The organism is Chryseobacterium sp. UF-81, assembly GCF_058245105.1.
In genome coordinates, this window is record NZ_JBSIBX010000005.1 from 248,703 (window position 1) to 263,532 (window position 14,830).

A 14,830-nucleotide genomic window follows, 5' to 3' on the forward strand; every position below is an offset into this window, starting at 1 on the left:
TTTAAATATACATTTGAGCCATTAAGAGTATTAAGTTGTTAAGAATGATTAAGTAAGCTTCGCTTATAGATTTAATGGTTTAAATAAATAGAATATTGAAGTTATTCCTGAAAATATTTTTTATCCTGTTCTGCGTTTTTGTACAAGCGCAGAAGAAGCAGTATTGGCTTATTGATACAGAAACCAATGTCAGGAAAAAAGTAAAAGATTCTCTTTCTGCAGCAAAATTTCTGGATTCCTTGTCCCAGAGCAATTACTTCTTCACCAAGCTGAAGGATGTAAAAGTGAAAGGCGACAGCATGGAAATTTTCTATGACAAAGGAAAAAACTTTAACGAAACCTATGTAGACCTTTCCGATTCTGTTGCTCTGAAATTAAAGATCCAGAAGGATTTTTTCACTAAAAATTTAGATTCAACAAAGAAAAGCATCAACAAAAGATATATAGATGACGGATATTCTTTCAGCCGTCTTAAATCCAAATATAAAGGTCAGAAAAACGGCTATCCTGTGATAGAACTGGATATCAACAAAAATGATAAGCGGACCATTAATGGTTTTGTGGTAAAAGGCTACGAAAGGGTTCCTAAAAGATTCATGAAAAATCTGGAAAAAGAATTCAAAGGAAAGACTTATGATGACAAAAATCTTCTGGCAATCAGCAAAAATTTTCAAAGCCATGCTTTTGTCACTCTGGAACGGCCTCCCCAAACTCTATTTACCAAAGATTCCACAAGCATTTACCTGTTTATGGAGAAGAAAAAGACCAATACGTTCGACGGGGTAATCGGTTTCGGGAATGATAAAACAGAAAAATTCACACTGAACGGAACCCTGAATGTCAACTTCAGGAATATGTTCAATGGTTTTGAGACCGTCAATCTTTACTGGCAGAGAAACCCGGACAAAGGCCAGACCTTTGATCTTCAGACCGACATTCCATATCTTCTTAAATCTAATGTAGGAATGAATCTGAAAGTCAATATTTTCAGACAGGATTCTACTTTCGCGAATGTAAAATTCCTTCCTGCTTTTTATTATCACATCAATAACCGCAACAAAATCGGGCTTAGAGGAACATTGGAATCCTCCAGCATCATAGACACTTTATATGTCCAGGGTAAAGATTATAATAAAAAAGGACTCGGGATCTGGTTTGAAATGACGGAGCCTACAGATATTGATCTTTTTCTTTACAAAACAAGGATCAATGCCGGCTATGATTACCTGACAACGACTTATACCAAAGATAATATTAAAGCCAACCAGAACCAATTTTATTTCTTCGGTGAACATAATTATCAAATTTCCGGAAACCATTTTCTCAATATAAAAGCAGAGGGGGCTATGATGGATTCCAAGGTAGAATTCTCTGCCAATGAACTGTACCGTTTTGGGGGCTGGAATTCCATGCGCGGTTTCAATGAAAAGTCTCTTGCCGCCGATTTTTATTATTATGCAGGCCTGGAATACCGGTATCTAATCGGAAGCCAGGCATTCTTCGATTTTTTTGGACAGTACGGACAGCTCAATAACAAATCCTTAAATGTTAAACCTAAACTTTACAGTGTAGGACTTGGATTTAATTTCTTTATTCCGATTGGGCTGATGAGCTTCCAGCTATCGAATGGTAATGAATTCGGAAATCCTTTTAAATTTAACGATATCAAGATCCATTGGGGAATCCTGAGCAGGTTTTAAAAAGAAACAAACTTGGATTTTCCGCGAATAGGTAGCAAGAATTTTTAACGCAAAGGTTTCAGGTAGTATGTCCGGTTTTTAAGATTAGCAAAGAAAGGTGGCTTCGCCACTGAATAAGCGAATGCTATATCCACACGCTTCATCGAATCAATTTTAATTGATTCCCACCTTTGCATCCTAAAATATAAATCATAGGTATTTCAAACTTTGCGTTAAAAAAGCATTCAGTCAAAAACTACTGCATAAAGGATATTATTTTAGTATAAAAAAAGCAAAATATTAAAACAAAACAGTCCTTTCAGTTTTATTATTATGTTAAATATTCATGTTAAAAAATATTAAAAAAGTATTTTTCTTTTAATACCACATTAAAATACTGGTAACACTGCACCGCTAAATTTGCTCTCAAAAAAATGAAGAAGACTTTAGCTACTTTTGCTGTTTTTTTACTCCCCCTTTATCTTACTGCCCAAGAAATTAACATTTCCGGAAATGTAAAATCCGAAAACGGCTCCAGTGTTTCCGGAGTCAGCATTACCGACAAGAACACCGGAAAAACGACGGTGACGGACGAAAGCGGTAATTTTACAATTTCTGCCAACCCGAAAGATATTCTTGAATTTTATGCTCCTGCCTTTTCAATGTATACCGTGGAGGTTTCTTCCAAAAGACAGTATGCTGTTGTTTTGAAAAAAGCGGAAGAGAAGCAGATTGAAGGTGTCGTTATTACTGCTTTGGGAATTGCCAAAAAGAAAGAAAAGATAGGCTATGCTACCCAGGAAGTCGGCACCAAACAGTTTGAAACCATTACAACCCCGAGTATAGGCAATTTATTCTCAGGACAGGTCGCCGGTCTTAATGTTTCCAACCCTACAGGAATGCAGCAGGCCCCGCAATTTACCTTGAGAGGAAACTCTAATCTGGTTTTCGTGGTCGATGGGGTCATTGTTGAAAGAGAAGTTTTCCAGAATTTAGACCCTAACAATATTGAAAACATCAATGTCCTGAAAGGAGCAACTGCTTCTGCATTGTACGGTTCAAGGGGAAGATACGGAGCTGTTTTAATTACCACTAAAAGTGCCAGGAAAAAAGGCTTTTCCGTAGAGTTTTCACAAAATACAATGGTAACAGCAGGCTTTACCAATCTTCCGAAAACCCAAAATGAGTACGGAAACGGATCACACGGAAAATATGAATTCTGGGACGGAGCAGATGGCGGTGTAAATGACGGCGACATGATCTGGGGACCAAAATTTGTTCCCGGACTTAAAATTGCCCAGTGGAACAGCCCGATCAGAGATAAAATGACCGGACAGGTAATTCCTTGGTACGGTGCAGTTTCAGGAACCCAGTACAATGACAAATTAAGATATGAAAGAGTACCTATCGACTGGAAGTATCACGATAACTTAGACACCTTTTTAAAGCCTGCGGTGATCAACAATAACAGTTTCGCAGTAAGCTATAGAAACAATAAGGATATTTACAGGCTATCCGGAAATTTCATGAATTATGATGACAGGATTCCGGGTTCCTATCTTCAGCGCTATGGTGTCAACTTTTCTTCTGAAAATCATTTGGGAGAAAAATTAACCTTCGATACCAAATTCAATTTCAATCAAACTTTTACTCCCAATATTCCCAACTATGACTATAATCCAAGCGGACATATGTACACGATTCTGATCTGGATGGGAGCGGATGTAGACGGGCGAGACCTTAAAAACCACATGTGGATCCCGGGAAAAGAAGGCACTGCCCAGGCCAACTGGAATTATGCATGGTACAATAATCCGTGGTTTGGAGCCGAGTATTACAAAAATAAGAACAGGACCAATGTGATCAATGCTCAGACCGGCCTGGAATATAAAGCAACTGAAGATTTCTCAGTAAAAGGGAAAATATCCATCGTTGAGAATCACAATAAGCAGGAAATATTAAGTCCTTATTCTTACTTCAACTACAGCGCCCCGAGAAGTGGAGGTTATCTCCTGAATGATTCCAAAACATGGAATATGAACTCCGATATCCTAGCTACCTACAAGAAAAAGATATCCGATAACTTCGATTTTACAATCAATGCCGGAGGATCAACATTCTATTATAAGAACGATATCGACAATGCCTCAACTGACGGGCTGAAAATCCCGGAACTATACACGCTGGAAAACTCAACCGGAGCTGTAAAGTATTATGATTACCTCAAGGAAAAGCTGATCTACAGTGCCTATTCAACTATCGATATCGGATTGTACAATGCTTTTTTCATCAACGTTTCAGGACGTAATGACTGGTCTTCTACCCTTCCGAAAGCCAACAGATCTTATTTTTATCCTTCTGCATCGGTAAGTGCAGTAATTTCTAATCTTGTTAAAATGCCGGAAGCTGTTAACCTTTTAAAACTTTCAGCTTCATGGGCCAAGGTAGCTTACGATTTCCAGCCTTATTCAATCAGAAATTACTATCTGAATAATAAGGGAGCCACTTTTAATGGAAACCCGATGTTCAACTATCCTACCATACTCAATGTTGAAAATTCCTTAAAGCCGGAGCAGACCAAATCTTATGAACTGGGATTAAGCGCTGGCTTATTTAAGAACAGACTGACTTTAGATGTTACGTATTTCAGAACATTGGATTATAACAATATCCTGGAATTCCCGGCTGCCCCATCATCCGGTTTTACTTCGCAATATGTAAACGGAAATGAATATACCACTAAAGGTCTGGAGATTTCTTTAGGCCTGGTTCCTATAAAAACAGCCAATTTCACTTGGAGGTCTTTAATCAACTGGAATACGTATGAACAAAAGCTGACTTCTATCTATGGCGATATGCCAAACTACAACAATATCAAGCTCGGTGAACGAATGGACAGTTACTATGATTATACCTGGAAGAAATCTCCGGACGGAAAAGTAGTGCTGAATGCTGCCACAGGAATGCCTACACGAGCAGATGCCCCAAGCAACTTGGGGCACTTCAACCCGGACTGGACTTTCGGATTCAACAATACGTTTAAGTATAAAAAATTCTCACTCAATATCGGAATTGACGGAAGCATAGGAGGTGTTATGAGATCCCAGGTCGTAGAAAAAATGTGGTGGGGCGGAAAGCACCCGAACTCAACTGCCTACAGAGATCTTGAATATGCTAATCCCGGAACCTATTATTTTGTACCGGACGGTGTCAACTATAATGCAGCTACCGGAACCTATACCCCACACACAAAACCGATCAGCTTTCAGGACTGGGCCCAGAACTATCCTTACCAGGCAAGGGTAACGGAAGATGAAAGTGAACTGTTTGCCAATGTTTTCGACAGGACTTTTATCAAACTGAGGTCTGTAGTCCTGGAATATGATTTTTCTTATCTCCTTAATCCAAAAGGAATGATAAAAAATTTCACAGCCAATATTTCAGCTTACAACCTGGCAATGTGGAAAAAATCTAAAAATCTTTACTCCGACCCGGATTACCAGCTCAAGAAAGATAGCAATGACATCCAGGATCCTTCCAGCAGATGGATAGGTATCGGGTTTAATCTTAAATTTTAATTACAAGTATCCTGAACAATGAAAAAGACTATCAATTTTACAGCGAAAAATAATAGAATGACCAAATGGCTAAAATCGGCAGCTTTTGCAGGACTGCTGATCCTCACTTCATGTGAGACCGATCTTGACAAGATCAACGAAAATCCTAATGACCAGGCCAGTGTAGATCCAAAAGTTCTTCTGACGTATGTTTCAAAAGATGCTTTCCAGGTCAACGGTGACAATATGTATACTTCGAGAATGATGATTGGTACTGACGGGGAGAATACCTATCAGTACATGAAATGGAACGATGCCTCTTTCGAGGTATATACAAAAGGGCTTCTGAATACGGTAAAAATGATGCAGGAAGCTGAGAAGATCAACAATAAAAACTACTCTGCCATTGGCAAATTCTACAGAGCTTATTATTTCTTTAATTTAAGTTTGAAATTCGGAAGTATCCCATACACAGAAGCTGTCAAAGGTGAATCCGGAATTACCCAGCCGAAATACGACAGCCAGGAAACAGTAATGGCCGGAATTTTATCAGAACTGAAAGAGGCCAATGATCTCATCAATACCAATGACAAAATTGAAGGCGATATTATCTATAACGGTGATGCTTCAAAATGGAAAAAACTGATCAATTCTTTCCGATTGAAGATTTTGATAACCATGTCTAAAAAAACCACGCTGGGAGGTTATAATGTAGCCACTGAATTTGCTTCTATTGCAGGAAGTCAGCCTTTAATGACATCTATTTCAGATAATGGGGAGCTTAAATTTGCTGATGCGGCAGACAGCAGATATACGATGTTCAACAACAGCGGTTATGGATCAAGTTTATACATGGCCGATTATTTCATCAACCTGTTTAAGGCCAGACAGGATCCGCGTCTGTTTACTTTTGCAGCTCAAACTACAGGTGCGAAAGAAGCGGGAAAACCAATCACAGATTTTACGGGATACAATGGAGGGAACCCAACTTCTTCCTATTCTGACAATGCAGCATTGATCACAGCAAAAAATATATCTAAGGTGAATGACCGTTTCTATAAAGATCCTACCAATGAGCCTTCTTCTGTCTTAAGCTATTCGGAACTGGAATTTATCCTTGCTGAAGCAGCAGCCAGAGGATGGATCCCGGGGCCAGCAAAAACACATTATGACAATGCGATAATAGCAAGCTTTAGTTTTTATCAGACCTATGTAAAAAATCCGGGACAATATTTTTCAGGATTCAATGTGAATCAGTATTTGGCAACTCCATTAGTCGTTTATAATGAGGCTGATCCTCTTCAAACCCGTTTGGAAAAGATCATGACCCAGAAATACATGACGATGTTCCACCAGAGCCAATGGACCTCTTATTATGATTATTTAAGAACAGGATATCCAAACTATCCTCTGCAGACAGGAGTTTCTGCACCATTCAGATTCAGATATCCACAAGCTGAGTACAGCTATAACAGCACCAATTTAAAAGCTGCACTGGCTGCCCAATACGGAGGAAATGATAATATCAATTCTAAACCATGGTGGCTTCAATAAGAACTTAATATTTTATAAAAAAACAGATAAACCGCAGGAAAATCCAATAACTTGCGGTTTATTTCTTATTTTGATTGAACATGAACAGAAGAGAATTTTTAGAAAAATCAAGCCTTTTGCTGGCCGGACTGGGAACTTCAAGCGTTCTTCATCCTGCTATTTTAAAAGCACTGGCCATTGAACCGGCAGCACTGTCTACTTTTTATGATGCAGAACATATAGTAATCCTGATGCAGGAAAACCGTTCTTTTGACCATGCCTTCGGAGCATTGAAAGGAGTAAGGGGCTTTCTTGACAAAAGAGCTTTCGTTAAAGAGGATGGCCATTCCGTTTTTTTTCAAAAAGATGATGCCGGAAAATATGCCTCGCCTGCAAGGTTGGATCTCAGAAATACAAAATCTACGTGGATGAGTTCCCTGCCTCACTCCTGGTCGGATCAGCAGAAAGCATTAAACAAAAGAAAATATGACAGGTGGCTGCAGTTTAAGGCCTCCGGAAATAAGGATTACAAAAATATTCCGCTTACCTTAGGCTATTACAACAGGGAAGATCTTCCTTTTTATTACCAGCTGGCGGATGCATTCACCATATTTGACCAATATTTCTGCTCTTCACTTACAGGCACCACCCCGAACAGGCTTTTCCACTGGTCGGGAACACTTAGGGAACAGCAAAACGGAAAAGTGAAAGCCAATGTATACAATGAAAACATTGATTATGACAAAGCCAGGCAGGCACACTGGAAAAGCTTTCCTGAACTATTAGAGGAGCAGAATATTTCATGGAAGATCTACCAGAATGAGATCAGCCTTCCGAAAGGTATGTCCGGAGAACAGGAAGCATGGCTGAGTAATTTCACCGATAATCCCATTGAATGGTTTTCAAAATTCAATGTCAGGTTTTCAAAAGGTTATCATCAGAATATCCCTAAAATCATTGCTTACCTGAAAGAGGAGATCGGAAAAAAGCCAGATCAGAAGAAAAAACTAGAAGCAATGATTGCTGAGTTTGAAGAAGATCTGATCAGATATACTCCCGAAAATTATTCTAAACTCTCGCAGCGGGAAAAAAATCTGCACGAAAAAGCGTTTACCACTAATATTAATGACCCTGACTATTGGAACTTAGAAATCGGAAATGATGAAAACGGGGAAAGGCTCGTTGTCCCGAAAGGAGATGTGCTGTTCCAGTTCCGGAAAGATGTGGAAGAAAAAAAGCTTCCGCTGGTTTCATGGCTGGTAGCTCCTGAACATTTTTCGGACCATCCCGGGTCACCGTGGTATGGCGCCTGGTATATCTCGGAAGTTTTAAATATTCTGACCCAGGATCCTGAAACCTGGAAAAAAACAATTTTCATTATCAATTATGATGAAAACGACGGATATTTTGACCACGTGCTTCCTTTTGCCCCTCCGGTCAATCCAAGTCAGAAAGTGGATATGAATGGTAAAGAAGGAGCAGAGTATGTAGATCAATCCCAGGAATATATGTCAACCCTTCCTTTGAAAGACCATGAAAGAATAGAAGGTACTGTAGGTTTGGGGTATAGAGTGCCGATGATCATTGCATCACCCTGGACAAAAGGAGGCTTTGTCAATTCTGAAGTTTCCGATCATACGTCCGTCCTGCAGTTCCTGGAGAAATTCATTCAGAAAAAATACAGCAAAAATGTTGAAGTGGATAATATCAGTGATTGGAGAAGGGCAATTTGTGGTGATCTGACTTCGGCTTTTAATTCTTCAAATACCAAGGCACCTCAAATGAACTATCTTGACCAAAAAGAATATGCAAAGACCATTAATGCTGCCAAAAGTAAACCTGTTCCGGATCTTAAATGGTATGCAGAAAATGAAATCAGTGACAGTCTTCTTGAAATTCAGGAAAGAGGAACCAGGCCATCCAACCCGCTTCCCTATCATTACCATGTCAACCTGGAAAACGGAAAGATCAAAATGACGAATTTAAAAAAAGCCGGAGTTCCCTTGTTAATTTATGACAGAATGCAATTGAGCAGTAATAATAATTATCACTTCTCTTATGCCCTGTATTCAAAACAGGCACTTTCACATGCTGTCAACCCTGGAAAATATGATTATGAGGTTTTCGGACCTAATGGCTTTTTCAGGAAATTTAGTGGAAACAACAGCCCTGAAATAGAAGTACAGTTGATTGATAACGGTTTGAAGAATCAGGTAGAATTGATTTTCAGAAAGAAAAAGGCAGATGTGTCTGTTTCCTTGGAAGACCTGTATGAAGAAAATAAAAAAACAATCATCTTACATCAGACGGAGGAAAAAATAACGGTTGATCTCAACAAAAATAAAGGATGGTATGATCTGAAAGTAATACTTGATGATCATATCTGGCATTTTGCCGGAAGAACCGAAACCGGAAAAGTTTCCATTTCGGATCCACACTGGGCTTAATTAAAGATAAAAAAATAAAAGCCTTGTACTGTTTTGTGCAAGGCTTTTATTATGATTACAATCATAGTTTAAGATAGTAATTTTATATAATTTTCATATATTATTCTAACCAATAATGTAATATTATAACGAAATAATTAATAATATTTAAAAAAGAAAATTTTATCGTTATATATTGCCGATTTTCATTAACTTCACCTAACAAAATCAACAACATCATGAAAACATTAAATCTAAGCCTTGCAGTATGCCTAATTACAGCCGCATTTTCCGGCAACTTACAAGCACAGGATACCAATACAGACAATCACACCATCACAATTTCTATTCCCGAAGTTGCACTGGTAGATATTGAACCAGCTGCTACGAAAAACATTACATTAGGCTTTACGGCACCTACGGAAGCAGGTAACCCTATCACACCGACAACATCCAATACTACACTTTGGCTGAATTATTCGTCTATCAAATCTGTAGCAGACCCTACGCGTAATGTATCTGTAAAAGTAAATGCTCTTATTCCCGGAATTGACATCAATGTAACAGCAGCAGCGGCTACAGGAAGTGGAGCCGGTACACTGGGTACACCGGCAGCACAGCTTACACTGAGCGCGGCAGACCAGACTATCATTTCAGGAATCGGAAGTGCTTACACCGGAAACGGAGCCAATAACGGACACAATCTTACGTATGCTCTGGCAGCAGGAAGCGGTCCTGGAGGAGTAGCCGCATATGCCGATTTACAGGCAACGGCAACTACCGTAGCTACAGTCACTTATACAATCGCAGACAACTAGTTTGATTTCAATGTAAGATAAAACAAGAAGAAGTCGTCTATCAGCTTCTTCTCAGTTTTATATTGCCGGGACTTTAATTTAACCTTTACATAATTATGATAAAGCGCATTTTCCTTTTGGTATTCCTGATGCTGCAGTTTAGTTTTTTATATGCAGGTATTGTCGTTCTGAATGGTCTTACCCATACTTATAAAGTTGAAAACGGAAAAGTGTACAAAGGGAAAATCGGCATTGAAAATACAGGCACTACCCCTCAGAGCGTAAAACTGTTTTTACAGGATTTCAGTTATAAGGCGGACGGCTCTATACACTATACTGAAATACATACTCATAAAAGAAGTAATGGCGACTGGATAAAGCTTAATACAAACCTGATCACCTTAAAGGGAAAGGAAAAAACCGAAGTATTCTATGAAATTACAGTTCCCGACCATCCTGCTGATCCGGGAAGCTATTGGAGCGTCATCATTGTTGAACCGGTAGATGAAATTAAGCCGAGCAATGATAAAGCAGGAGTAAACATCACTTCTGTGATACGCTATGCTATCCAAGTTATTACTGATTATGAAACAGAAAAAGCAAAGCCTGATCTTAAATTTGAAAGTGTAAAAATAGAAAAGGAAGACGGAAAACAAACCGCAAAAATTGCAATAGCGAACAACGGTAATCTCTATTGTAAACCAACGGTAAGCATTGAAATATACAACCGGAAAACCGGCGAGCGGCTCGGGAGCTATACGAGTATCCCGATGGGATTATTACCACAAACCTCCAAATCATTTCATATTGATATCAGCAAAGTTCCGGCAGATCATTATAAAGCCGTTCTTATAGCCACCGATGAAGAAGAAAATGCATTTGCACTCAATGTGGAATTAGAAGTAAAGAATGATTAAAAACTGGATTTTATATATCGTCCTATTATCACTATTCCCGGCACATATTTTTTCCCAACAGCTGCCCAATTCATTGGCCGGCAAAAAAGATAGCCTAATGCCGGGCATGTCTACTTCTATTTCCTTTGCCTTAGAAAACACTTCAGCTGAAAACAAGATATATGATATTACCGTTACCGCTTCAAGCCCTTTCATCACACCTATTTTAGAAAAAGCAGAACTTAAAATATCAGCCAACGAAAAAACAGTTTACATTGTTCCTATCCGTATTGCTGCAGAAGCGGCCCAAGGCCTGTATTCTGTTATTCTGCATGGAACAGATCAGCAAGACGGAATAACTTTTACAAAAACCACGCAGATCACAATTTCAGGAAACAGAAAGCTCAGTTTGATTGCACTAAATTCACCAGAGTTTATCCGGGCAGGTGAAACCATACGGGCCTCCTTTCTTTTGAAAAACAATGGAAACATCACTGAAAACCTGATCTTGGAAAGTAAAAATGCTATAGTGGATAATGATGCCTCTATAACTTTAGCCCCTAGCGAATCAAAAGTAATCAGCATTTATAAGATCACCAATTCAGAGCTTGGGCAAAATGAATTTCAGAATCTCAATCTTTCTGTTTTTTCCCCAGGTAACCAAAAAGAAAATCAGACGGCCTATGTAAGTGTAAAGGTGATATCGGTAAGGCCTGTAGAAGGTGACATTTACCACAGGCTTCCTGTTTCGGCATCTTTGTCTTTTATAGGAATGAAGAATATGGGTATTTATGATGATGGATTCCAGGGGGAAATATACGGGAAGGGAAGCCTGGACAATGAAAATAAAAACCAGATCGAATTTCATGCAGTATCGGCCAATCCTGTTGAATTCAATTCTTTTACCCAGTATGAAGAATATTTTATTAATTATAAAAGAAACAATTTTTTTGTCCATCTTGGGGATAAGATGTATTCAGCGTCTTACTTAACTGAGTTTGCCAGGTATGGCCGTGGTGCGGAAATCCGTTATGATTTAAAAAAGGTCAACATTGGGGGCTTTTACAATCATCCAAGGTTTTTCCGGGATATTAAGAATGAGTTTAATATATATTCAACCTTTAAAATCCGAAAAGAGTCTGAAATTACAGCAGGATATCTTTATAAAATTCCGAGGAAGGGAGAAATTAATTTCGGGAATATCAGGCTCTACTCCGAAACTCATCTTCCTTACACTGCCGCGAAGTTCAAAATTTCAAATAACATAAGTCTTTCCGGGGAGGCTGCATACAGTAAAAATGAAGAAATGGATGGAACAGCCTATATGGCCCAGGCTCAGGCGACCTTTGAAAGGCTTAACGGTAATGTCATGTACATGAGGGCAAGTCCTAAGTTTGCCGGATATTTTACCAATACCAGTACATTTAACGGGAATCTTCAGTATAGCCTTTCCAGAAAGATCAATGTTTTTGCCAATTATGTACAGGACGCCAGAAACTTTGGAAGAGACACTTTATTTCTTGCAGCACCGTACAGAAGTTTCCTTCAGTACGGCATACAGTATAAATATCTGCAAAACGGTCTGGTGACACTTTATAACGGATTTCAGAAGTATCAGGACCGCCTGGAACCCAAACAATTTGATTATTATGAACGGTATTTTAAAATAAGTATAGATCAGCAGATAGGAATATTCCAGGTAAATCTTCAGGGGCAGTTTGGAAAAACGAATAACTATCTGAGTGGATTTAATGGAAATTCAAGTTTTTATACCACTAACATAGCCTTTGAAAAATTTAAAACATCTTTCAACATTTATGCAAGCTATGCGATTACTTCAAGGTATCAGATGCAGAATGAGAGACAAATCTATTACGGAGCCAGAATCTTCAGTAGGTTTTCTGACAATACCAGCTTAAGTCTTTTTTATCAGAATAATTATATGCCTGAAGAATATTTCAGAGACAGAAATCTTTTTGAAATTTTATTTCATCAGCAGCTGTTTCCAGGCAGTGAACTGGATCTGTCCGGAAGATATTCGTTACAACGCGGACAACTGGGCAATAAGGATTTTATATTTTCATTACGCTATACAATGCGCCTCAATCTACCTGTACAAAAAACTGCCGAATACACTTCTTTATCAGGAAACATCAGTAATCTGGGAGTAAAAAAGACGGGAGGAATCAAATTAATGCTTGGCAGCAATTTATCCGTTACAGATCAAGACGGAAATTACTTCTTTAAAAACATTGTGCCTGGAGATTATTTTCTTGAAATAGATCGTTCTACAACAGAAATTAATGATATTCCCAATATTTCTTTACCTGCATCATTACATCTCATCAATAAAGAAAATACATTCAATTTTGGGTTAACGACTGCATCAATGATTAAAGGAATGATTCTTATTTCTGAAGATGAAGAAAAAAATCAATACAGTTTTGCGCAGTTTCAGCCTGAAAAAGAAAAAAAGAAAAAGCAAAGTATCGTTATTGAAGTCTCAGATGGTGAACAAACTTATAGGAAAATAGTATTTATAGGGGAAACATTTGATTTCACCTATCTGCGTCCGGGAGAATGGAAAGTTAAACTTTACAGAAACGGCTTGGACAAACGGTATAAAATAGCTGCAGATTCATTTCAATTAACTCTTAAACCCTCGCAAACTCAGAGCATAGCTATTCATATTGTCAAACAGCAAAGTGAAATTAAATATCAACAGGAAACGATAAAGGTAGGATACAACGCAATAAAAAAGAAAAAATGAAATTAAAAGATCATATCATATGCCTCATTTTCTTAACGATGTCCAGCACAATATTTTCACAGACTCTTATTGCTGTGAGCCTTCCTGTTGTCACTCTGCTGGATGTAGAGCCGGCAGGAACTTTTACTTTGAATTTCACTGCTCCCACGGAAGCAGGACAAGCTTTGACTGTTCCAGCAGCCAATACTACAAAATGGGTCAATTATACTTCCGCCATCGCATCCGGAGGGCTTACCAGAAGGGTTACAGCTTCTATCAATCAGCTTATTCCGGGAGTCAATATAAGTATACAGGCCGCTGCAGCTTCAGGTGCCGGAGGTGGAACATTGGGTACATCATCGGGGCCGGTTACTTTATCCACAACGGCAGCAACCATTATCACAGGAATAGGAGGTGCTTATACAGGTACCGGAGCCAATAACGGACACAGACTTACCATCAGCCTTGCCATAAATACTTATGCTAATCTTTCAGCCATAACCAACACACCTGTTGTCATAACATATACTATCACCGAATAAATTAAAAAGAATGGAATGCACCAGCATAATTACACGCTATAAAAAACTTCAGGCAAAGTATGTCTGTATTGTTCTTATAATCTTTGGCTATGGTTGTAAAGCACAGTCGGTAACAGTTTCGGGTACCAACTGGACAGTAAGTATTCCCAGCATTACAGAAGCAGGAAATAATTATGCCGGGACCTATACCAGTGCTACCAACCAGACTATTCTTAATGTTGGTTTACCTGCTTTACTCGGAAGTGTAAAAGTATATGTTCATTATGAAGCTAATCCTACATGGAACAATTCCTTAATACTATCCGCTAAAAGAACAAATAACGGAACCACTTTATGTGTAGGGTGCAGCATATCAGGAGGAACTGCTTATCAGACGGTAACTCAAACTGCTATTGAATTATTCAGAATATCCACTATCTTATCAGTTACGTCTTATACCGGAATTAATATACAGTACCAGCTAAGCGGGGTGTCTGTAACTATTCCTGCAGCAACATACAACAGTAGAATAGTTTTCACTGTAAGCAACTAATTGGTAATGGGAATTATTTTAAGATCAATGATCAGCCATAGCTGATGATTGGTCACTTGACTACAAGGTCTTGCCCTCATTACTCATTACCCATTACCCATTACTCATCATATAGGTAT

The 14,830-nt window shown here is 38.6% G+C and carries 9 protein-coding genes; all 9 read left to right on the plus strand.

The window, feature by feature from the left end; genetic code table 11:
* Positions 1-95 precede the first annotated feature (95 nt).
* The 9 genes from AC4IFE_RS09895 (at position 96) to AC4IFE_RS09935 (ending at position 14,711) form a co-directional block, all read left to right on the plus strand.
* On the plus strand, positions 96-1,700 hold the full coding sequence (locus tag AC4IFE_RS09895; RefSeq protein ID WP_490756721.1) for a BamA/TamA family outer membrane protein: 1,605 nt from the start codon (positions 96-98) through the stop codon (positions 1,698-1,700).
* A gap of 413 nt (positions 1,701-2,113) precedes the next feature.
* Positions 2,114-5,257, plus strand: coding sequence for a SusC/RagA family TonB-linked outer membrane protein (locus tag AC4IFE_RS09900; RefSeq protein ID WP_490756723.1), 3,144 nt, complete (start codon positions 2,114-2,116; stop codon positions 5,255-5,257).
* A 57-nt stretch (positions 5,258-5,314) separates the two neighbouring features.
* Positions 5,315-6,790 (plus strand): SusD/RagB family nutrient-binding outer membrane lipoprotein, encoded by a 1,476-nt coding sequence (locus AC4IFE_RS09905; RefSeq protein WP_490756732.1) that lies wholly within the window; start codon positions 5,315-5,317, stop codon positions 6,788-6,790.
* A gap of 80 nt (positions 6,791-6,870) precedes the next feature.
* Complete coding sequence (locus AC4IFE_RS09910) at positions 6,871-9,216, plus strand: phosphocholine-specific phospholipase C (RefSeq protein ID WP_490756724.1); 2,346 nt, start codon at positions 6,871-6,873, stop codon at positions 9,214-9,216.
* Between the two features lie 218 nt (positions 9,217-9,434).
* A complete protein-coding gene (locus AC4IFE_RS09915; RefSeq protein WP_490756726.1) occupies positions 9,435-10,013 on the plus strand; it encodes a hypothetical protein in 579 nt (192 codons plus the stop codon).
* A 95-nt stretch (positions 10,014-10,108) separates the two neighbouring features.
* Positions 10,109-10,909: a WxL protein host-binding domain-containing protein gene (locus AC4IFE_RS09920; RefSeq protein ID WP_490756727.1), complete on the plus strand. Its 801-nt coding sequence runs from the start codon at positions 10,109-10,111 to the stop codon at positions 10,907-10,909.
* Positions 10,902-13,658, plus strand: a complete 2,757-nt coding sequence (locus AC4IFE_RS09925; protein WP_490756728.1) for a COG1470 family protein — start codon at positions 10,902-10,904, stop codon at positions 13,656-13,658. The genes AC4IFE_RS09920 and AC4IFE_RS09925 overlap by 8 nt, the downstream gene beginning before the upstream one ends.
* Entirely contained in the window at positions 13,655-14,179 is a 525-nt protein-coding gene (locus tag AC4IFE_RS09930) for a hypothetical protein (RefSeq protein WP_490756729.1), read from the plus strand. Before AC4IFE_RS09925 ends, AC4IFE_RS09930 begins: the two co-directional genes overlap by 4 nt.
* Before the next feature lie 10 nt (positions 14,180-14,189).
* Complete coding sequence (locus AC4IFE_RS09935; RefSeq protein WP_490756730.1) at positions 14,190-14,711, plus strand: hypothetical protein; 522 nt, start codon at positions 14,190-14,192, stop codon at positions 14,709-14,711.
* Positions 14,712-14,830: the final 119 nt, after the last annotated feature.

What these genes read in the sequence shown, in the direction of transcription:
- AC4IFE_RS09900 (WP_490756723.1), top strand. Translation starts at nt 2,114, where the DNA reads ATGAAGAAGACTTTAGCTACTTTTGCTGTTTTTTTACTCCCCCTTTAT.
- AC4IFE_RS09905 (WP_490756732.1), top strand. Translation starts at nt 5,315, where the DNA reads ATGACCAAATGGCTAAAATCGGCAGCTTTTGCAGGACTGCTGATCCTC.
- AC4IFE_RS09910 (WP_490756724.1), top strand. Translation starts at nt 6,871, where the DNA reads ATGAACAGAAGAGAATTTTTAGAAAAATCAAGCCTTTTGCTGGCCGGA.
- AC4IFE_RS09915 (WP_490756726.1), top strand. Translation starts at nt 9,435, where the DNA reads ATGAAAACATTAAATCTAAGCCTTGCAGTATGCCTAATTACAGCCGCA.
- AC4IFE_RS09920 (WP_490756727.1), top strand. Translation starts at nt 10,109, where the DNA reads ATGATAAAGCGCATTTTCCTTTTGGTATTCCTGATGCTGCAGTTTAGT.
- AC4IFE_RS09925 (WP_490756728.1), top strand. Translation starts at nt 10,902, where the DNA reads ATGATTAAAAACTGGATTTTATATATCGTCCTATTATCACTATTCCCG.
- AC4IFE_RS09930 (WP_490756729.1), top strand. Translation starts at nt 13,655, where the DNA reads ATGAAATTAAAAGATCATATCATATGCCTCATTTTCTTAACGATGTCC.
- AC4IFE_RS09935 (WP_490756730.1), top strand. Translation starts at nt 14,190, where the DNA reads ATGGAATGCACCAGCATAATTACACGCTATAAAAAACTTCAGGCAAAG.